18 protein-coding genes and 1 pseudogene are annotated in these 20,156 nt (G+C 69.1%); 13 read left to right on the top strand and 6 right to left on the bottom strand.

Features of this window, described 5'->3' with window-relative positions; all coding sequences use genetic code 11:
* Positions 1–72: 72 nt before the first annotated feature.
* Positions 73–495 carry a universal stress protein gene (locus QM569_RS07635; protein WP_414986632.1) on the top strand — a complete coding sequence of 141 codons (423 nt, stop codon included), beginning with the start codon at positions 73–75 and terminating at the stop codon, positions 493–495.
* A 63-nt stretch (positions 496–558) separates the two neighbouring features.
* On the opposite strand, the gene QM569_RS07630 is transcribed toward QM569_RS07635, so the two are convergent.
* The gene (locus QM569_RS07630) at positions 559–1,179 is read right to left on the bottom strand and encodes a TetR/AcrR family transcriptional regulator (protein ID WP_414986631.1); all 621 of its coding nucleotides are present in this window, start codon (positions 1,177–1,179) and stop codon (positions 559–561) included.
* A gap of 10 nt (positions 1,180–1,189) precedes the next feature.
* Positions 1,190–2,101, bottom strand: a complete 912-nt coding sequence (locus QM569_RS07625; protein WP_414986630.1) for a LysR family transcriptional regulator ArgP — start codon at positions 2,099–2,101, stop codon at positions 1,190–1,192.
* An 80-nt stretch (positions 2,102–2,181) separates the two neighbouring features.
* Between QM569_RS07625 and QM569_RS07620 the strand changes: the two genes are divergently transcribed.
* The 4 genes from QM569_RS07620 (at position 2,182) to QM569_RS07605 (ending at position 7,132) form a co-directional block, all read left to right on the top strand.
* Positions 2,182–3,513, top strand: a complete 1,332-nt coding sequence (locus tag QM569_RS07620) for a D-amino acid dehydrogenase (RefSeq protein WP_414986629.1) — start codon at positions 2,182–2,184, stop codon at positions 3,511–3,513.
* A gap of 41 nt (positions 3,514–3,554) precedes the next feature.
* Positions 3,555–4,112, top strand: a complete 558-nt coding sequence (locus tag QM569_RS07615; protein ID WP_414986628.1) for a flavin reductase family protein — start codon at positions 3,555–3,557, stop codon at positions 4,110–4,112.
* A gap of 78 nt (positions 4,113–4,190) precedes the next feature.
* Positions 4,191–5,546 (top strand): aspartate aminotransferase family protein, encoded by a 1,356-nt coding sequence (locus tag QM569_RS07610; RefSeq protein ID WP_414986627.1) that lies wholly within the window; start codon positions 4,191–4,193, stop codon positions 5,544–5,546.
* A 68-nt stretch (positions 5,547–5,614) separates the two neighbouring features.
* Positions 5,615–7,132, top strand: a complete 1,518-nt coding sequence (locus QM569_RS07605; protein ID WP_414986626.1) for a CoA-acylating methylmalonate-semialdehyde dehydrogenase — start codon at positions 5,615–5,617, stop codon at positions 7,130–7,132.
* A gap of 3 nt (positions 7,133–7,135) precedes the next feature.
* Here QM569_RS07605 and QM569_RS07600 read toward each other — a convergent pair whose 3' ends face one another.
* Positions 7,136–8,020 (bottom strand): 3-hydroxyacyl-CoA dehydrogenase family protein, encoded by an 885-nt coding sequence (locus tag QM569_RS07600; RefSeq protein WP_414986625.1) that lies wholly within the window; start codon positions 8,018–8,020, stop codon positions 7,136–7,138.
* Positions 8,021–8,164: 144 nt separating this feature from the next.
* Between QM569_RS07600 and QM569_RS07595 the strand changes: the two genes are divergently transcribed.
* The 4 genes from QM569_RS07595 to QM569_RS07580 all read left to right on the top strand — a co-directional run bounded on the left by QM569_RS07595 (position 8,165) and on the right by QM569_RS07580 (position 11,793).
* Positions 8,165–10,501 (top strand): NADP-dependent malic enzyme, encoded by a 2,337-nt coding sequence (locus QM569_RS07595; protein ID WP_414986624.1) that lies wholly within the window; start codon positions 8,165–8,167, stop codon positions 10,499–10,501.
* 154 nt (positions 10,502–10,655) lie between these two features.
* Positions 10,656–11,066 carry a ribonuclease domain-containing protein gene (locus QM569_RS07590; protein WP_414986623.1) on the top strand — a complete coding sequence of 137 codons (411 nt, stop codon included), beginning with the start codon at positions 10,656–10,658 and terminating at the stop codon, positions 11,064–11,066.
* A gap of 101 nt (positions 11,067–11,167) precedes the next feature.
* Positions 11,168–11,596, top strand: coding sequence for a barstar family protein (locus QM569_RS07585; RefSeq protein WP_414986622.1), 429 nt, complete (start codon positions 11,168–11,170; stop codon positions 11,594–11,596).
* The gene (locus QM569_RS07580) at positions 11,575–11,793 is read left to right on the top strand and encodes a hypothetical protein (protein ID WP_414986621.1); all 219 of its coding nucleotides are present in this window, start codon (positions 11,575–11,577) and stop codon (positions 11,791–11,793) included. The genes QM569_RS07585 and QM569_RS07580 overlap by 22 nt, the downstream gene beginning before the upstream one ends.
* A 56-nt stretch (positions 11,794–11,849) precedes the next feature.
* Here the strand turns inward: QM569_RS07580 and rsmA are convergent, their stop codons facing one another.
* Genes rsmA through QM569_RS07565 form a run of 3 tightly spaced genes read right to left on the bottom strand, consistent with a single transcriptional unit; the run spans position 11,850 to position 16,483 of the window.
* Complete coding sequence (rsmA, locus tag QM569_RS07575) at positions 11,850–12,611, bottom strand: 16S rRNA (adenine(1518)-N(6)/adenine(1519)-N(6))-dimethyltransferase RsmA (protein WP_414986620.1); 762 nt, start codon at positions 12,609–12,611, stop codon at positions 11,850–11,852.
* A gap of 13 nt (positions 12,612–12,624) precedes the next feature.
* Positions 12,625–14,022: a peptidylprolyl isomerase gene (locus tag QM569_RS07570; protein ID WP_414986619.1), complete on the bottom strand. Its 1,398-nt coding sequence runs from the start codon at positions 14,020–14,022 to the stop codon at positions 12,625–12,627.
* Position 14,023: 1 nt separating this feature from the next.
* Complete coding sequence (locus tag QM569_RS07565; protein ID WP_414986618.1) at positions 14,024–16,483, bottom strand: LPS-assembly protein LptD; 2,460 nt, start codon at positions 16,481–16,483, stop codon at positions 14,024–14,026.
* Here QM569_RS07565 and QM569_RS07560 point away from each other — a divergent pair.
* From QM569_RS07560 to QM569_RS07545, 4 genes and pseudogenes are all read left to right on the top strand, one after another.
* The gene (locus QM569_RS07560) at positions 16,456–17,535 is read left to right on the top strand and encodes an aminoglycoside phosphotransferase family protein (RefSeq protein ID WP_414986617.1); all 1,080 of its coding nucleotides are present in this window, start codon (positions 16,456–16,458) and stop codon (positions 17,533–17,535) included. The two genes, QM569_RS07565 and QM569_RS07560, sit on opposite strands and share 28 nt — an antisense overlap.
* 58 nt (positions 17,536–17,593) lie before the next feature.
* Complete coding sequence (locus tag QM569_RS07555; protein ID WP_414986616.1) at positions 17,594–18,304, top strand: 16S rRNA (uracil(1498)-N(3))-methyltransferase; 711 nt, start codon at positions 17,594–17,596, stop codon at positions 18,302–18,304.
* A 59-nt stretch (positions 18,305–18,363) separates the two neighbouring features.
* The gene (locus QM569_RS07550; RefSeq protein ID WP_414986615.1) at positions 18,364–19,515 is read left to right on the top strand and encodes a diguanylate cyclase; all 1,152 of its coding nucleotides are present in this window, start codon (positions 18,364–18,366) and stop codon (positions 19,513–19,515) included.
* Positions 19,516–19,537: 22 nt separating this feature from the next.
* A pseudogene (locus tag QM569_RS07545) lies at positions 19,538–20,156 on the top strand (MFS transporter); the annotation flags it as partial.

Here is a 20,156-nt window from a genome sequence, read left to right as displayed (position 1 = left end):
TGACCCAGGTCAAGACAACAACAGTCCGCGCACGCTAGCCTGACCGCATTCATCCTTTTACGGAGCGACACCATGAACGTCCTGCTCGCTGTCGATGGCAGCGCCTACACCAAGAAAATGCTGGCCTACCTGGCGACCCACGAGGCGCTGCTGGGCCCCTCCAGCCAGTACACCGTGCTGACCGTGCAGGCCCCGCTGCCCGCCCGCGCACGCGCGGCCCTGGGAAAAACCGCCGTGGACAGCTACCACGCCGAAGAGGCCGACAAGGTGCTGGCGCCCGTGTGCAAGTTCCTGGGACGCCACGGCGTGGACGCCCAGCGCATCGTCAAGGTCGGCCCCATTGGCGAGACCATCGGCAGGGTGGCCGAGGCGGGCAATTACGACCTGCTGGTCATGGGCTCGCACGGCCACGGCGCGCTGGCGACGCTGGTCATGGGCTCGGTGACGACCCAGGTGCTGGCCCACAGCAAGGTGCCGGTGCTCATCGTGCGCTGACCCTGCACGCCTGAAAACGCAAAAGCCCGGCACGCCGGGCTTTTTTGCCTTGTGGGCGGAGCCTTACCGTGCAGCAAGCCCATCGAAACAGATGCGCACCACCAGGTCCACGATCTCTGCGTCGGTGTACTCGCCGCTTTCCTTCAAGAAGCTCACCACCGGGTCGCAGGCCCGCGCGTACAGGGTGTAGAGCACCACCTTGGGCGGCAGCGCGGGCTGGATGCTGCCCTGCGCCTGGGCCTCGACGATCCATGCGTGGACCTGGCAGCTCACGGCTTCCAGGCGGTCGAGGTAGCCCTGGTTCGCCATCAGCACCGCGCGCAGCGTGGAGTTGCGGCCCGGCAGCAGCGGCATCTCGTTGGTCATCAGGTGCTCCAGCGACCAGCGCACCAGCGCGTGCAGCTTGTCCTGCGGCGGGGTCTCGGCGGGCAGCCCGGCCAGGTAGGCGTACACGTTGTCCAGCAGCTTCACCATGGCGGCGCTGCACAGTTCTTCCTTGCTGCAAAAGTGCTTGTACAGGCTGGCCTTGGCGATGCCCACGGCGGCGGCCACGTCGTCCATGGTCATGGCGTCGAACGGCTTGGCGCCCAGCAGCTGGCAGGTGGAGCGCAGGATGGCGTCCTCGCGCGCCTGGTGCATCTGTTCCTTGAACGAGACTTTCGGGGGCTGCTGCTGCGTTGGCATGGCTTTCATTCTATGCAACCAGCGCCTGCGCGGCGGCGGCCGTGAGCGCGGCGGTCAGCGCGTCCAGCAGCTCGGACTCCAGGTTCCAGCAGTGCCAGTACAGCTGCACCGGCAGCGACCGGCCCGGCGCCAGGTCCACCATGCTGCCGTCGGCGATGGCCGTGCGGGCCAGCAGCTCGGGCACCACGCCCACGGCCCAGCCCGCGGCCACGGCGCGCATCTGGGCTTCGGAGCCTGGCACGAACAGGTGGCTGAGCGCCGCGCGCTTCAGCCCGAAGGCGCGGGCGACGAACTCTGCCGCCATGTCGTCCTTGCGGTTGAACGACAGGAACGGCACGCTGCGAAAGTTGTGCGGCGTCAGCCCCTGCGGCAAGTGCTCGCGCGCGAACGCGGCCGAGGCCACGGCCACGTAGGGCATGGCGCCCAGCGGCACCATCTTGCAGCCGCGCAGGGCCTGCCGGAGCGTGGTGACGCAGCCCAGCACCTGGCCCGAGCGCAGCCATTCCTGCGTGAAGTCCTGGTCGTCGGCAATGATCTCCAGCGGCACGCGCTGGCGCACCAGGTCGTGCAGCGCGGGCAAGGCCCAGGTGGCGATGCTGTCGGCGTTGATGGCGATGGAGATGCGCTCGTCCTCGCGCGCGCCGCCGGGGGCGCTGGGGGCCAGCTCCTGCAAATCGCGCTCCAGGTCGGCACGCAGCAGGCGCAGCTGCTTGGTGTGCTTGAGCAGCAACTGCCCCGCCGACGTGGGCTTGAGCGGCCTGCTGCGCACGATGAGCACCGAGCCGACCTGCGCCTCCAGCGCGCGCAGGCGCTGCGATACGGCCGACTGCGTGACGTTCAGGCGCTGCGCGGCGCGCTCGAAGCCGCCCTCCTCGACGATGGCGGCCAGGCACTCCAGGGCAGCGGGGTCGTAGGTGCTCATGTCATTAGGCGTGCTGATGATTTTGGATGGAGTTTAATTTTGCTTTTAGTCGGGCGCAATGTGGCGGACACTGCGGCCCCATGAAAATCATCATTCTGGGCGCGGGCATCATCGGCATCAGCACCGCATGGCACCTGCTGGAGCGCGGCCACGAGGTCACCGTGGTGGACCGCCAGGGCGACGCGGCGCTGGAGACCAGCTTTGCCAACGCGGGCCAGATCTCGGTGAGCTACTGCGAGCCCTGGGCCAACCGCCAGGCGCCGTGGAAGGCGCTGAAATGGATGTTCGACAAAGAGGCCCCGCTGCTGTTTCGCCCGCAGCTCCCCATTGGTGAGGGATGGCAGCAATGGCGCTGGGGCCTGCAGTTCCTGGCGCAGTGCAACGACGCCGCCTTTGCCCGCAACGTGGCGCAGATCGTGGCGCTGGGCGCGTACAGCCACGCGGCGCTCAAGGACGTGGTGGCCGCCACCGGCATCGAATACCACCGCCTCACGCGCGGCATCGCCCACTTCTACACCGACCAGAAGTCGTTCGACGACGCGGGCCACGCGGTAGAAATCATGCGCCAGCACGGCGTGCAGCGCCGCCTGGTCAGCCGCGACGAGCTGCTGCGCATCGAGCCCGCCTTCAGCGCCTACCGCGACCAGATCACCGGCGGCACCTACACCAGCACCGACGAGAGCGGCGACGCGCGCATGTTCACCCAGCAGCTCGCCCGCCACTGCGCCGAGCGCGGCGCGCAGCTCCTGTACGGGCACGACGTGGTGCGGCTGAACAAAACGGGCGGTGCTATAGATTCAGTAGCTGTCCGTGCTTGCCAGACAAGCGTTGGAGGCCAAAAAGACCCTATATTGAAAGGCGACGCCATCGTGGTCGCCTGCGGCAGCTACAGCGCGCCGCTGCTGCGCAGCGTGGGCGTGAGCCTGCCCATCTACCCCGGCAAGGGCTACAGCGCCACCTTCCCGCTGCGCAGGCCCGAGGGCGCGCCCATGGTCTCCACCATCGACGACGGCAAGAAGATCGCCATGACCCGCCTGGGCAACTACCTGCGCGTGGCAGGCACCATCGAGCTGAACGGCTGGGACCTGACGCTCGACAGCCCCCTGGCCCGCGCCCGCTGCCACATGCTGTCGCGCCGCGTCGAGGAGATATTGCCCGGCGTGTGCGACACCCGCACGCCCGAGGAAGGCGGCAACCCCCAGTACTGGACGGGGCTGCGCCCGGCCACCCCCACCAACATCCCCTTCATAGGCCGCACCCGCGTGGGCAGGCTGTGGGTCAACGCGGGCCACGGCACGCTGGGCTGGACGCACGGCGCGGGCTCGGGCAAGGCGCTGGCCGAACTCATCAGCGGCGAGCGGCCCGCGATGGACTTCGGCTTTCTGGGCATGGCGGCGGGGGCCGGACCATAATTGGCCATCCCGTCCACCCAGCCTTTCGGCCCCGTGCCTTCGTGACCAGCTCCGCGCCCCGCCCCACCGCCGCCCGCCCGCCCGGCTTTTCGTCCCGCGAGTTCCGCGACGCGCTGGGCATGTTCGCCACGGGCGTGACCATCGTCACCGCGCGCGGCGCACAGGGCGAGCTGGTGGGCATGACGGCCAGCTCGTTCAATTCGGTGTCCCTGGCGCCGCCGCTGGTGCTGTGGAGCCTGGCGCACAAGGCGTCGTCGCTGGCGGCGTTTTCCAAGGGCTCGCACTACGCCATCAACGTGCTGTCCGCCGACCAGCTGGCGCTGGCCGAGCGCTTCGCCACCCCTGGCATGGACCGCTGGACCGGCGTGGAGCACCGCCCCGGCATCGCGGGCGCGCCCGTACTGGCGGGCGCGGCGGCCGTGTTCGAGTGCTTCAATCGCAGCCAGTACGTGGAGGGCGACCACACCATCTTCGTGGGCGAGGTGGAGTGCTGCAGCCACCGCGCGGGCGCCTCGCCGCTGCTCTACCACGGCGGCATGTTCTACGCCGAGCACCCGCTGGGCGCGGCGGCGCAGTATGCGCAGTCTCGTCAAAATTGATAGCTGCCTGTGCTTGCCTGACAATGGCCAAAGGCCGATTTGACTCCTATTCATCAGCACCAATCCGAGGAAACCGCCATGTCTTTTGCCGTCATCGACGAATCCGCCACCGCCCCGCGCATGGACGCCGCCTGGCTCGACGCGCACTGGATGCCCTTCACGGGCAACCGCGACTTCAAGGCCAGGCCGCGCATGATCGTGGGCGGGCAGGGCGCCTACTACACCGATGCGGATGGCCGCAAGATTTTTGACGGCCTGTCGGGCCTGTGGTGCTCGGGCCTGGGCCATGGCCGCAGCGAGGTGGCGCAGGCCATTGGCCGCGCGGCTGCCACGCTGGACTACGCGCCCGCGTTCCAGTTCGGCCACCCGGCCTCGTTCGAGCTGGCCAATCGCCTCAAGAGCTTGACGCCTGCGGGGCTGGACCACGTGTTCTTCACCGGCTCGGGCTCCGAGGCGGCCGATACATCGCTCAAGATGGCGCGCGCCTACTGGCGCGCCAAGGGCCAGGCGGGCAAGACGCGGCTGATCGGGCGCGAGAAGGGCTACCACGGCGTGAACTACGGCGGCATCTCGGTGGGCGGCATCGTCGGCAACCGCAAGCTGTTCGGGCAGGGCATCGAGGCCGACCACATCCCGCACACGCAGCCGCCCGTGGGCTCGTTCTTCAAGGGCATGCCGGACACCGATGGCCGCGCGCTGGCCGACCGGCTGCTGGACGTGATCGCGCTGCACGACGCGAGCAACATCGCCGCCGTGATCGTGGAGCCGTTCAGCGGCTCGGCGGGCGTGGTGATTCCGCCCAAGGGCTATCTGGAACGCATCCGCGAGATCTGCACGCAGAACAACATCCTGCTGATCTTCGACGAGGTGATCACGGGCTTTGGCCGCTGCGGCGCGTGGACGGGCGCGGACGCCTTCGGCGTGACGCCGGACATCATGAACTTCGCCAAGCAGGTGACCAACGGCGCGCAGCCCCTGGGCGGCTGCATCGTGGCCAAGGAGATCTACGACACCTTCATGGCGGCGGGCGGGCCGGAGTACATGCTGGAGTTCGCGCACGGCTACACCTACTCGGCCCACCCCGTGGCCTGCGCGGCGGGCAACGCGGTGCTGGAGATCCTGCAAAAAGAGGACATGCCCGCGCGGGTGAAGGCGCTGGCGCCGTTCTTCGAGAACGCCGTACACAGCCTGAAGGGCGCCAAGCACGTGGCGGACATCCGCAACTACGGCCTGGCGGCGGGCATCACCATTGCCGCGCTGCCGGGCGAGCCTGCCAAGCGGCCTTACGAGATCGCCATGAAGTGCTGGGACAAAGGCTTTTACGTGCGCTACGGCGGCGACACGATCCAGCTCGCGCCGCCCTTCATCAGCACCGAGGCCGAGATCGAGCGCCTGGTGAGCGCCCTGGGCGACGCGCTGACCGAGACGGCCTGATACTCATTTTTTCATAGCTGCATGTGCTTGCTGCATAAGCGCTAGATGCACTTTTGACCATTATTTCTATGCAACACGACAAACCCGTAACCCAGACCGTGGGCCACCTGATCGACGGCCAAATCGTCGCCGACACCGAGCGCACGCAGCCCGTGTTCAACCCCGCCACGGGGCAATCGACGCTGAACGTGGCGCTGGCGAGCCAGGCCACCGTCGAGGCCGCCATCGCGTCCGCAGAGAAAGCCTTCCCCGCCTGGCGCAACACGCCGCCGCTCAAGCGCGCGCGGGTTTTAGCCAAGCTGAAGGTGCTGCTCGAAGAAAACGCCGACAAGATCGCCGCCCTCATCACCGCCGAGCACGGCAAGGTGCTGGCCGACGCGCATGGCGAGCTGCAGCGCGGCATCGAGAACGTGGAGTACGCGAGCTATGCGCCCGAGCTGCTCAAGGGTGAGCACAGCCGCAACGTCGGCCCCGGCATCGATTCATGGAGCGAGTTCCAGGCGCTGGGCGTGACGGCGGGCATCACGCCGTTCAACTTCCCCGCGATGGTGCCGCTGTGGATGTGGCCCATGGCCGTGGCCTGCGGCAACACCTTCGTGCTCAAGCCCTCCGAGCGCGACCCGTCGTCGGCCCTGTTCATTGCCCAACTGGCGCTGGAAGCGGGCCTGCCGCCCGGCGTGCTGAACGTGGTCAACGGCGACAAGCTGGCGGTGGATACGCTGCTGCAAGACCCGCGCGTGAAGGCCGTGAGCTTCGTCGGCTCCACGCCCATTGCCGAATACATCTATTCGGAAGGCTGCAAGCACGGCAAGCGCGTGCAGGCCCTGGGCGGCGCGAAGAACCACGCCATCGTCATGCCCGACGCCGACATCGGCAACGCCGTGAGCGCGCTCATGGGCGCAGCCTATGGCTCGTGCGGCGAGCGCTGCATGGCGATCCCGCTGGTGGTGGCCGTGGGCGACGCAACGGCGGACAAGGTGATCGAGGGCCTGACAGCGGAGATCGCCAGGATGAAGGTCGGCCCCGGCACCGACAACGGCAACGACATGGGCCCGCTGGTGACGAAGCAGCACTTCGATAAGGTGAAGGCCTACGTGGACAGCGGCGTGGCCGAGGGCGCCAGGCTGGTCGTCGATGGCCGTGGCGTGAAGGTGCCGGGCCATGAGGACGGCTACTTCCTCGGCGCCTGCCTGTTCGATGGCGTGAAGCCCGGCATGAAGATCTACCAGGAAGAAATCTTCGGCCCCGTGCTCGGCGTGGTGCGCGTGAAGACGCTGCAGGAGGCGATGCAACTCATCGACGACCACGAATACGGCAACGGCACCTGCATCTTCACCCGCGACGGCGAGGCCGCGCGCTGGTTCACCGACCACATCCAGGTCGGCATGGTGGGCGTGAACGTGCCGCTGCCCGTGCCGGTGGCCTACCACTCCTTCGGCGGCTGGAAGCGCTCGCTGTTCGGCGATCTGCACGCCTACGGACCGGATGCCGTGCGCTTCTACACCAAGCGCAAGACCATCACGCAGCGCTGGCCCTCGGCGGGCGTGCGCGAAGGGGCGGTGTTCAGCTTTCCGAGCAGCCGCTGAGGATCACTGCGCGGCAGGCGGGTAGTCGTCGTACAGGCCCCGGCCGCTCTTGGCGCCCAGGCGGCCTTCGGCCACCAGTTGGCGCAGCAGGGCGCGCGGTTCTTCGGGCAGCCCCACGCGCCCGGCGTATTTCTGCGCGTAGTGCTCCTCGATGGCGAGCACCACGTCCAGCCCCACCGCGTCCATCAGCCGACAGGGGCCGTACGGCAAGCCGGTCGCCTGCGCGTAGATCGCGTCCACCTCCTGCGTGGTGGCCACGCCCTCGGCCACCACGGCCAGCGTCTCGCGCTTGATGGCGGCCCAGATGCGGTTGAAGATGAAGCCCATGCTCTCGCGGCGCACCACGTAGGGCGTGAGGCCGTAGCCGGGCAGCAGCTCCTTCAGCAGCGCGATGATGGCCGGGTCGGTCTGGCCGCAGCCCATCAGCTCCACGGGGTTGATGTCCGGCGGCATCAGGAAGTGCGTGTTCAGCAGCCGCGCGGGGTTCTGCACGCTGCCCGCGAATTCGCTCGACGGGTAGGACGACGAGTTGCTCGCCAGGATCGCGTCCGGCGCGGCCAGCGCGTCGATCTGGCGGAAGATGTCCTTCTTCAGCGCCAGCTCCTCGGGCACCGACTCCACCACCAGCCACGCGCCCTGGAGCGCATCGGCCAGGTTGTCCACGGGCACGATGGTGCCTGCCGTGCTGCCCGGCACCTTGGCCAGCACGCCGGGCAGCTGCTCGCGCGCATAGGCCACGCCCGCGTCGCGCGTGGCGGCGCTGCGGGCGTACAGGCGCACCTCGGCGCCGCGCGTGGCCAGCATCAGCGCGATGCGGCGGCCCAGCGTGCCCGCGCCCAGCACGGCGATGGGGCGGGTGGCGATCTGGTCGGGAAGGGTGAAGGGCATGGTGTCTCCTGGTTTCTGGTGGGGCGAAATGAAGGAATGTACGCCCCATTGCGCGCATCCCGATCACAGCTGCCCGACCCACCCGATTCGCGCAACCGTGCGCCCTACAATCGCATCCACTATCGGAGACGAGGATCGTCCACCATGTCCAGCGAGAACACCAGCACCGACCTCAACGAACGCCGGGCCCAGTTGCGCCAGGCAGCGCTCGACTACCACGAGTTCCCCAAGCCCGGCAAGATCGCCATCGCCGCCACCAAGCAGATGGTCAACCAGCACGACCTGGCGCTGGCCTACTCGCCCGGCGTGGCCGCGCCCTGCGAGGAGATCGTGAAAGACCCGGCGGCCGCCTTCCGCTACACCGCGCGCGGCAACCTGGTGGCCGTCATCAGCAACGGCACCGCCGTGCTGGGGCTGGGCGACATCGGCGCGCTGGCGTCCAAGCCGGTGATGGAAGGCAAGGGCGTGCTGTTCAAGAAGTTCGCCGGGGTGGACGTGTTCGACATCGAGATCGACGAAAAAGACCCGGCCCGGCTGGTGGAGGTGATCGCCGCGCTGGAGCCGACCTTCGGCGCCATCAACCTCGAAGACATCAAGGCGCCCGACTGCTTCTACGTGGAGCGCGAGCTGCGCCGGCGCATGAAGATCCCCGTCTTCCACGACGACCAGCACGGCACGGCCATCACCGTGGCGGCGGCGATGGTGAACGCGCTGAAGGTGGCGGGCAAGAAGATCGAGGACGTGAAACTGGTCACCAGCGGCGCGGGCGCGGCGGCGCTGGCCTGCCTGAACCTGCTGCTCAAGGTGGGCGTGCAGCGCAAGAACGTGTTCGTGACCGACCTGGCCGGCGTGGTCTATGAAGGCCGCACGGAGCTGATGGACGACGACAAGCGCCAGTTCATGCAGAAGACCGACGCGCGCAAGCTGGCCGAGGTGATGGTGGGCGCGGACGTGTTCCTGGGCCTGTCGGCGGGCAACGTGCTGAAGGCCGAGATGGTGGCCACCATGGCCGAGCGCCCCGTCATCTTCGCGCTGGCCAACCCCAACCCCGAGATCACGCCCGAGCTGGCGCACAGCGTGCGCGGCGACATCATCATGGCCACGGGCCGGTCGGACTACCCCAACCAGGTCAACAACGTTCTCTGTTTCCCGTACATCTTCCGGGGCGCGCTGGACTGCGGCGCGACCACCATCACCGACGAGATGGAGATCGCAGCCGTCCACGCCATCGCCGAGCTGGCCCAGGCCGAGCAGAGCGAGGTGGTGGCGGCGGCGTACGTGGGCGAGAAGCTCTCGTTCGGCCCCGAGTACCTGATCCCCAAGCCGTTCGACCCGCGCCTGATGATGAAGATCGCGCCCGCCGTGGCCCAGGCCGCCATGGACAGCGGCGTGGCCCGGCGCCCCATCGCGGACATGGACGCCTACCGCGACCGGCTGCAGACTTTCGTCTATGCCTCCGGCACGACGATGAAGCCCATCTTCGACGCCGCGCGCAACGCCGCCAGAAAGCGCATCGCGTACTCCGAGGGCGAGGAGGAGCGCGTGCTGCGCGCCGCGCAGATCGTGGTGGACGAGAACGTGGCCCGCCCCACGCTGATCGGCCGCCCGGCCATCATCGCGCAGCGCATCGAGAAGTTCGGCCTGCGCCTGCGGGAAGGCGTGGACTACGACGTGGTCAACACCGACTTCGACCACCGCTACCGCGATTTCTGGCAGACCTACCACCGCATGACCGAGCGCAAGGGCATCACCCAGCAGGTCGCCAAGATCGAGATGCGCCGCCGCCTCACGCTCATCGGCGCCATGATGCTGCACAAGGGCGAGGTGGACGGCCTGATCTGCGGCACCTGGGGCACCACCGCCAACCATCTGCACTACATCGACCAGGTGATCGGCAAGCACGCGGGCGGCGCCGACAGCACGGCGCAGGACGTGCCCGTCTATGCCTGCATGAACGGCCTGATGCTGCCGGGGCGCCAGGTGTTCCTGGTGGACACCCACGTCAACTACGACCCCACGCCCGAGGAGCTGTGCGAGATCACCGTGCTGGCCGCCGAGGAGATGATGCGCTTCGGCATCACCCCCAAGGCCGCGCTGCTGTCGCACTCCAGCTTCGGCACCAGCGACCAGCCCAGCGCCGTGAAGATGCGCCGCACGCTCGCGCTGCTGCGCCAGCAGGCGCCCTGGCTGGAAGTGGACGGCGAGATGCACGGCGACCTGGCGCTGGACGGCAAGGCCCGCGCCGCCGTCATGCCCGGCAGCGATCTGACGGGCGACGCCAACCTGCTGGTGTTTCCGAACATCGACGCCGCCAACATCGCCTACAACCTGCTCAAGACCGCCGCAGGCGGGGGCATCGCCATCGGCCCCGTGCTGCTGGGCGCCGCCAAGCCGGTGCATATCCTCACGCCCAGCGCCACCGTGCGCCGCATCGTCAACATGACGGCGCTGACCGTGGCGGATGCCAACGTTTCACGATAAGCCGCTCACAAAGAGCAAGTGCTAACTTAATACGCCTGCCAACCCCCTGAGCGCCTGCCCAATCTTTGTGCAGGCGCTTGCTTTTTGGGCGCCATTCGGTCACACTAGCGGGTCGAAATTTCGGGTTAACCCGTAGTTTCTGAAAGGTTCGTTGATGCTGAAGGCTGTAGCCGCCCGGGCGCGCAAGGCAGGGTTTTTGTGTGTTTTGGGTGTTGCATTCGCGTTGTCCCCGGTTGCGGGGCATGCCCGCAAGCCCCCACCCAGCGGCGGCACCACCACCCCCATCGCACTGGCCGAGTTGCCGCCCCAAGGGCGCGCAACCTACGCGCTGATTCGTGAGGTCGGTCCCTTTCCGTACGACAAGGACGGATCGGTCTTCGGCAACCGCGAGCGCCTGCTGCCCGTCCACAAGCGGGGCTACTGGCGCGAGTACACCGTCAGAACACCAGGATCGCGCGACCGGGGAGCCCGGCGCATCGTGTGCGGCGGCAAGCCCCGGACTCCGGACGCCTGCTACTACACCAGCGACCACTACGCCAGTTTTCGCGAAATCATCGAACCGTGACGATGTCCCTCTTGTCGAACACCCCACCCGCAGGCCATGCCGACGCACGGGCCTGCGCAATGCCAGAAGTTTTTGGACTTTATAAAGAAAGAGCAGCGGAGATGCAGACGCCACTTCGTAGTAAAGACCTGGAAACGCCCCTGCGAGGCGTGCGCACCAACATCGTGCAGTCCATCCGCGCCTTCCGCGTGCAGGACCTGCAGGACGCCGCCACCGCCATGGGCCACCACTTCCTGTACGCCAACCTGGCCCACGCGCAGTCCAAGCAGGACGTGCTGGACCTGATCGCCGCGCAGTTCACCTTTCCGTCGCACTTCGGCAAGAACTTCGACGCGCTGTACGACTGCATGACCGACCCGCTGCACAAGTCGGGCCCGCAGCCGGGCTTCATCGTGGTGCTGGAGCAGATCCCGGCCACGGGCAAGTTCGACAAGGAGGCGCGCGAGCAGCTCCTGGACATCTTCCGCGACGCCGCCGACTACTGGGGCGACCGCAAGATTCCATTCCGGTGCTTCTATTCTTTTCTGTAGCCCGTTCTGCATCCACCAGCCAAGCAGAACGGGCGAACGAGGCTAACACCGGCGGCAGCACCGTCCAGGGCATCGAGATCAGCAGCGCCGACCCCGAAGCGGAGAAGATGCCCACCGACAAGCTCGTGGACGTGTCGCCAATGGCGCTGCGCATGAGCAGCCCCTTCAACTCCAGCTACTGGCTTTCTGCCGCCTGATTTTCAGGTCAAATAGGGCTCCAGCGCTTATCCAGCAAGCGCTGGCAGCTATAAAATCAAGAGCATTCTTGCGCCAGGGCCACGTATTCGGCCACGGGTACTTCCTCGGCGCGGCGCTGGGTGTCGAAGCGGCCCGCGAAGCCGCGCCCTTCCAGCCAGCGGCCCAGGGTGTGGCGCAGCAGCTTGCGGCGCTGGCTGAAGGCCACCTGCACCAGTTCTTCCAGCACGGGCGCCGACAGGGGCGCGGGTTCCGCGCGGGGCACCATGCGCACCACGGCGCTGTCCACGCGCGGGGGCGGCTCGAAGCTCTCGGGCGGCACGAACAGCACGTTTTCCATGGCATAGCGCCACTGCAGCATGACCGAAAGCCGCCCGTAGTCGCCCGTGGCAGGCACGGCCACCATGCGGTCGATCACTTCCTTTTGCAGCATGAAGTGCTGGTCTTGCACGGCCTGCACGTGCGCCAGCAGGTGGAACAGGATGGGCGTGGAGATGTTGTAGGGCAGGTTGCCCACCACTCTGATTTTAGGAGCGCCCAGCGCTTGCGCCACTTGGGTAAAGTCCACTTTCAGCACATCGGATTCGATCACGCTCAATTGGCCGTGCGCGCGCAGGCGGGCGGCCAGGTCGCGGTCCAGCTCGATGACGGTGAGGCGGCCCAGGCGCTCGACCAGGGGCTGGGTCAGTGCCGCGAGGCCGGGGCCGATCTCCACCATGGGCTGGCCCGGCTGCGGGGCGATGGCCCGCACGATGGCGTCGATGATGCCGGCGTCGGAGAGGAAGTGCTGGCCGAAGCGCTTGCGGGGGATGTGCTTCATGGCCGAAGAAATGTCATTGGGGTGCGTCGCGGTACTCGACGTAGGCCCGGCCCCTCAATTCCTGCACCCAGGTCGCATAGGCCTCGTCGAGCTTCTTCTCGCGCACGGTGCTGCGCGCCATGTCGCGCTGCTCGCGCTGGGTCAGCTTGGCCTCGCGGCGCTCCAGCAGCTGGATCAGGTGGACGCCAAAGCGCGAGGCCACCGGCTCGCTGATGCCGCCGGGCTTCAGGGCGTTCATGGCTTCCTCGAACTCGGGTACGTAGCGCCCAGGGTTGGCCCAGCCCAGGTCGCCGCCTTCCTTGGCGCTGCCGTCCTGCGAATGCTCGCGCGCCAGCGTGGCGAAGTCGGCCTGGCCCGCCAGCACGCGGCGGCGGTAGTCGGCCAGGCGCTCGGCGGCGGCGGATTCGGTCAGCTGCGGGCCGGTGCGCAGCAGGATGTGGCGCGCATGGCTTTGCACCACGGTGGTGGGCAGGCCCGCGTTCGTGCGCTCCACCACCTTGAGGATGTGAAAGCCCGCAGGCGAGCGCACCGGCCCCACGACGCCGCCCACCGGAACGCCCTGCGTGGAGCTGACGAACAGCTCGGGGTAGCGGTCAACCGGGCGCAGGCCCAGCAGGCCGCCCGCGTTGCGGGCCTCGGCGGCGTCGGAGTATTCGCGCGCCACGGCGGCGAAGTCCTCGCCCGCGCGGATCTTGTCGGCCGCCTGCTGCACGCGCGCCTGGCGCTCGGCCACCAGGGCCGGGGGCGCGTTCTCGGGCACGATCACCAGGACGTGGCCGAGGTTGATTTCCATGGACGCGGCGCTCTGGCTCTGCTGCTGCTCGCGCAGGTACTGGTCGATGTCCAGGTCGGTGACCTTCACGCGCGACTCGACCTCGCGCTCGCGCAGGCGCTGCAACACGAGCTGGTCGCGCAGCTCCTCGCGGAAGCGCTCGCGGCCCACGCCGTCGCGCGCGAGGCGCCGGTACAGCTCGTCCGTGCTCATGTTGTTCTGGCGGGCCACACCCTGCTCGGCCTGCGTGACGGTGAAGTCGTCCACCTTGACGCCGACTTCGCGCGCCTGCTGCAGCTGCACGCGCTCGACGATCAGGCGCTCCAGCACCTCGCGCGCCAGCAGGTCGCGGGGAGGCATGGCGCCGCCCTGCTGGGCGAGCTGGGCCTCGGCCCGGGCCAGGCGCGCGCGCACCTCGTTGTTGGTGACGGGCTCGGAATTGACCAGGGCCACGATGTTGTCGGCCTGGCGCTGGGCGGCGCTTTCCTGCGGCGTGGGCAGCGTGGCTGCGGAGCGCGGCAGGCCCATGCCCGGCGACGAAGCGCCCGAGGGGCGCAGGCCCTGCGCGGCGGCGCCTTGCACCAGAAAGATGGCCAGGGCGGCCAGGGCCATGACGCGGTGGTTTGCGCGGTGGTTCATGCTAGTCATAGTTACTGAATCGGCTGGGCGTGGACGCTTGTTCACGCAGGTTCTGGTAGCGCGGCACGTACTGCTTGAGGGTGTCCAGCGGGCTGGAGCCCAGGCTCAGGCGCGAGAAGCCCACGAACTCGATCTGGAACAGCAGGCGGGTGTTGGCCGTGGTGACGCCGCTTTGCAGGCGCTCCAGCACCACGCGGCCTATCCAGCAGCAGCTGTCGTACTCCAGGCCCACCACGGTGTCCACGAGCTTGCGCTCCTGCAGGCTGTAGTTGAGACGGCCCACGGCGTACCAGCGGCCTCCGCCCTGGCCGCGGCCCGGGCCCAGGTCCTTGCCCTTGTCGCCCCACAAGTCGCCCAGCGGCCACTGCCAGCCGATGTCGATCTGCTCGCTGTTGTCCTTCTGGAAGCGGTAGGCGGCGCTCACGGTGCGGTAGCTGCCGGGGCTGTAGTGCGCGCTGACGGTGGAGCGGATGGAGCGGCCCGTCTTGGGGTTGTACTGCACCGTGGAGTCGAAGGCCCACCGGGGCGACCATGTGATGCCCGCGCCCAGCAGCACGTCCGACAGGCGCTCGCTCACCGCCGTCTCGCCGGGCAGGGTGACGTTCTGGTCGGAGAAGCGCACGCGCTGGGCGATGCCGAAGCGCGCGGCCTCGGCGCCGGTGTTCGGGTCCAGCAGGCGGGTGATCAGGCCCAGGGTGAGCAGGTTGTTGTCGGCGATGCGGTCGTTGCCGCCGTAGGCGTTCTCGGTGAAGACGGTGGCGAAGTTGAAGTCGTTGGCCGCCGTGTCATACACGGGCAGGTAGCTCTGGTCGCGGTAGGGTGTGTAGGTGTAGAAGGCGCGCGGCTCCAGCGTCTGCACGAAGGCGCGGCCGAAGTACGAGGCGTCGCGCTCGAACACCAGCCCGCTGTCCAGGCTGAACGTGGGCAGGGCGCGGCTGGCGGTGCGGGCGCCGTTGGCCAGCGGCGTGTCGAACTGGTACTGCGTGGCATGCAGCTGCAGGCGCGGCGTGATGAAGCCGCCGGGCGCGAGGAACGGGCGGCTGATCTGCGCCAGGGCGTAGCTGCGCTGGGCGTTGGGCTGGCCCGTGAGTTCGCGCGCGGCCTGAAAGCGCGTGGAGTCCAGCTCCACGCTCGCGTCCAGCCCGCCGCCCAGGTTCGAGGGCGTGTAGCGCCACTGCAGCTGCGGCATGCGGTCGTAGGGCGGCACGATGGGCGCCGTCACGTCCTGCAGCGTCTGCCACTTGAGGGTACGCACCTGCGCCGCCATGTCGCCCTGGGCCCAGGACAGGGTGGCGTCGCCTGGCAGCAGGCGCTGGCGCAGCGGCTCGGCGGCGCGGCCGAAGTCGCGCCAGTAGTTGTCGTCGCTCACGCGGTTGACGTTGATGTTCAGGCCCAGCGCGCCAATGGCGGAGTCGATGGTGCCGCTGTGCTGGCCCGTGAAGCCCCAGCGCAGTCGGTCGCGCAGCCGGTCGCTGGGCATCACGTCGGCGCTGATCTGGCCGTGGTAGCTGGGCTCCAGGTAGCGGAACTCGCCGCCCAGGTTGGCGCCGCGCTTGGTCATGAGGTCGGCGTGCAGCGTGGCGTCGCGGTTGGGCGCGATGTTCCAGTAGTAGGGCTGCGAGTACGACAGCCCGTCGCTGCTGTCGATGCTGATGGTGGGCGGCAGCAGGCCGGACTTGCGCTTGTCCGACAGCGGAAAGCTGATGTGCGGTATGGGCAGGACGGGCATGCCCTTGAACTCCAGCACCGCGCCGTCGGCTGTGCCCACCTCCTCCTCGTTGTCCAGGTGGATGGCGTCGGCGCGCAGCACCCAGTCGGGGCGCCAGCTTTCCTCGTTGCCGCGCTCGCAGGTGGTGTAGGTGGCGTGGCGTACCACGGCGCGGTCCCGGTCGATGAAGTCCACGCGCGTGGCCTCGCCATGCGCCTGCGTCGCCAGGAAGCGGTAGCGCGCGTCGCTGAAGAAGCCCTCGAACGCGTCCACGCGCAGCTCCAGCGCCGTGCCTTCATAGACGTTGCCCGCACGGTTGATGCGCACGTTGCCGCGGGCCTTGGCCAGGTCCTCGGGCACGTCGTAGTCCAGGCGGTCGGCGCGGATCACGGTGTCGCCCCGGCGCAGCTCGGCGTTGCCTTCCACGGTGGCGCTGATGTCGGTCTGGCCCTCGATGCGGTCGCCGCGCACGAACACCGGCAGCTGGGGCCGCACGGCCTCGGGGATCTTCTCTTGCAGCTGGGGCGAGGCGCGCAGCGGGGGCGGCTCGTCCCAGGCGCTGGCCTGCGACAGCGCGGCCAGCGGCAGGCCGCACCAGGCCAGCGCCACGGCGCGGGCCAGGGGAAGGGGCTTGAGCAGGGTAGCGGGCTGGCGAAAGCGGTGCACGGACAAGGGCGGTGGGGCCGGAAGAAAGGCGGGGACGGATTTGTAGAATGGGATTATCCATGAGCCTTCCGCCCCCTTCTTCCGCATCCCCCCACCCCGTCGCCTGGCCCGACGCGGCCCGCCAGGCGGCCTTCGAGGCCTGGCTCGCGCCCCTGGCGCAGACCCACGGCCTGCTGCACGCCACGCTGCGCCCGGCCTCGGCGGACGCGAGCTTTCGGCGCTACCTGCGCATCGACGCCGCCGACGGCGCGCGCCGCATCGTCATGGACGCGCCGCCCGACAAGGAGAACTGCCGCCCCTTCGTGCAGGTGCAGGGCCTGATGGCCGCCGCCGGGCTGAACGTGCCGCACATCCTGGCCTTCGACGAGGCCCACGGCTTCATGCTGCTGTCCGACCTGGGCGGCGAGACCGTCATCGAGCGGCTGGACCCGGCCAAGCCCCAGGCCGCCCACGGCTGGTACGTGCAGGCCACGGACGTGCTGCTGGACTGGCAGAAGGCGTCCAGGCCCGGCGTGCTGCCGCCGTATGACGAGGCGTTGCTGCGGCGCGAGCTGGCGCTGTTCCCCGACTGGTACCTGGCCAGGCACCGCAACGTCACCCTGGACGACAAGCAACAGGCCCTGCTTGCCAGCGCCTTCGACGCCATCGTGGTACACAACCTGGCCGCGCCCAGTGTCTATGTCCACCGCGACTTCATGATGCGCAACCTGATGGCGGGCAGCCCTTTGGGCGTGCTGGACTTCCAGGACGCCGTCCATGGCCCCATTACCTACGACATCGCCAGCCTGCTGCGCGACGCCTTCATCAGCTGGGAAGAGGACTTCGTCATCGACATCACCGTGCGCTACTGGGAAAAGGCGCGCAAGGCGGGCCTGCTGGGCGCGTGGGGGGAAGACTTCGGCGAGTTCTACCGCGCCGTGGAATGGATGGGCCTGCAGCGCCACCTGAAGGTCGCGGGCATCTTCGCGCGCCTGACGCTGCGCGACGGCAAGCCCAAGTACCTGGCCGACGCGCCGCGCTTCATCGCCTACATCCGCGCCACGGCCAGCCGCTACCGCGAGCTGGCGCCGCTGCTGCGCCTGATCGACCAGGTCGAAGGCACCGAGCCGGTGGTGGGCTTCGCCTACGGGCGTGTATAGCCAAATTGGCCTCTAGCGCTTATGCAGCAAGCGCATGTAGCTATATAATTCATAGCAAATGCCCCGTTTCCATTGCCCCGAGCCGCTTGCCACCGGCGCCGAGCTGGACTTGCCCCCCGGCGCCGCGCGCCACGTGCAGGTGCTGCGCCTGCAGCCGGGCGACGCGCTGACGCTGTTCAACGGCGCGGGCGGCGAGTTCGAGGCCGCCGTGCTGCACATGGGCCGCAGCAGCGTGCGCGTGCAGGTGGGCACGCACCATGCCGTCGAGCGCGAGGCGCCGCGCGCCATCCACCTGCTGGCGGGCATCACCGCCAACGAGCGCATGGACTGGCTGGTGGAGAAAGCCGCCGAGCTGGGCGTGGCCAGCATCACGCCGCTGGCGGCCGAGCGCAGCGTGCTCAGGCTCAAGGGCGAGCGCGCCGACAAGAAGATCGCCCACTGGCAGGCCGTGGCCGTGGCCGCCTGCGAGCAGTGCGGACGCAACCGCGTGCCCGTGGTGCATGGCGCGGCCGATCTGGCGGCGTGGCTGCGCGCGCCTGCCGTTGCCGCACAGCGCCTGCTGCTGTCGCTGCGCGAAGGCACGGCGCCGCTGCGCGTGGCGGCAGCGGGGCAGGGGCCGGTGGTGTTCCTCTCGGGGCCCGAGGGCGGCCTCAGCGGCGCCGAGGAAGACCTGGCCCTGGCGCACGGCTTCGCGCCTGTCACGCTGGGCCCGCGCGTGCTGCGCGCCGAGACCGCGCCCCTGGCGGCGCTGGCGGCGCTCACCCTTTGAAGCCTAGAATCGCGCCCATCGCGTAACGACGCTCTCCGTTCCTACGAGGAGAAGACATCGTGTCCACCTCCCGCCGCTGGCGGCGCTGCATCGACTGGGTGCTGACCACCGACAAGCGCCAGCGCATCCGCCTGGCGATGACCAGCCTGGCGACCCTCATCATGGTCTGCTGCATCGTGCTGATGAACGGCCTGGCCTTCGCGGGCGTGGTGCCCGACCACCGCCCCGTGCTGTGGTGGACGCTGTTTTGCGCCGCCGGGCTGGTGGTCTTCTACGTGCTCATCCGCAGCGGCTGGTCGCGCCGCCTGCGCGACCCCTCGCTCACGCAGGCGCAGATGTTCTACGCCATCGCCTGCAACGCCGTGGCCTACGCCATTGCCGGGCCCGCGCGCGGCATCACGCCGCCCATCCTGGCAGTGACGCTGATGTTCGGCATCTTCGGGCTGTCCACGCGCCAGATGCTGGGCGTGCTGTTCTACGGCCTGGCCGTGTTCGGCATCGCCTCGGTCGTGAGCGCCTGGCGCGGCGATCCGGGGTACTCGCCCGCGCTGGCGGCGGCCTACCTGGTCATGATCGCCATCGTGCTGCTCAGCGGCACCTTCCTGACCACCCGCGTGCAGTCCACGCGCGAGCACCTGCGCCGCCAGAAGCACGAGCTGGCCCAGGCGCTGGCGCGCATCAGCAGCATTGCCACGCGCGACGAGCTCACGGGGCTGCTGAACCGCCGCGCCATGCTGGAGCTGATGGAGCTGGAGCACCGCCGCAGCCTGCGCAACGGCCGCCCCCTGGTGCTGGCGCAGCTCGACATCGACCACTTCAAGCCCATCAACGACACCCACGGCCACGCCACCGGCGACCGGGCGCTGCAAGCCTTCGCCGACACCGTGCGCGCCAACATGCGCGACACCGACGTGCTGGCGCGCTGGGGCGGCGAGGAGTTCGTGCTGATGCTCGCCGACACCCAGCCGGACGACGCGCGCGCCCTGCTCGACCGCATCCGCCTGGCCGTGGCCGCGCTGGCGCTGCCCACCACCAGCGGCCCGCTGCGCATGACGGTATCGGCGGGCCTGGCGCAGCACCTGCCCGGCGACGCGGTGGAGCACACGCTGGAGCGCGCCGACCAGGCGCTCTACACCGCCAAGGCGCTGGGCCGCAACCGTGTGGCCGCCGCCGCGCCCATCTCGGCCCTGCGGAGCCCGGCGGCGCGTTGATCCACCCCTTTCCCGTCCTCCCATGAACAAGAACCTGTGGCTGCTGGCGCTGTGCCAGGGCCTCTTTCTGACGAACAACGTGGTCTTCATCGCCATCAACGGGCTGGTGGGCCTGCAGCTCGCGCCCCACGGCTGGATGGCGACGCTGCCCGTCATGGGCTACGTGGTGGGCGGGGCGCTGTCCACCGCGCTGGTGGCGCGCAGCCAGGCGCGCTGGGGGCGGCAGGTGTCGTTCCAGATCGGGCTGGCGGTGGCGCTCGCCTCGGCCTTGCTGTGTACCTGGGCGGCGTTCGCGGGCAGCTTCTGGCTGCTGTGTACGGCCACGGTCATCGCGGGCTACTACAGCGCCAACGGGCAGCTCTACCGCTTCGCGGCGGCGGAACTGGCCGCGCCCGCGTTCCGCGAAAAGGCCGTGTCGCTGGTGCTGGCGGGCGGCCTGCTGGGCGCGGTGGCGGGCCCCAACCTCGCCAGCGCCACGCGCACGCTGCTGCCCGTGCCGTTCGCGGGGGCCTACGTGGCGCTGGCGGCGGTGGCGCTGCTGTCCATGGCCTGCATGGCGCTGATCCGCTTCGAGGCGCGGGCGCCCGCAGCCGCCAGGGGCGCTGCCGCCACGGGCCGCCCGCTGGCCGCGCTGCTGCGCG

The sequence above is a fragment of the Acidovorax sp. genome (assembly GCF_047607405.1).
Lineage (GTDB): Bacteria > Pseudomonadota > Gammaproteobacteria > Burkholderiales > Burkholderiaceae_C > Acidovorax.
The sequence above is the reverse complement of the archived record's forward strand: the minus strand, read 5'-3'. Positions and strand labels throughout refer to the sequence as shown.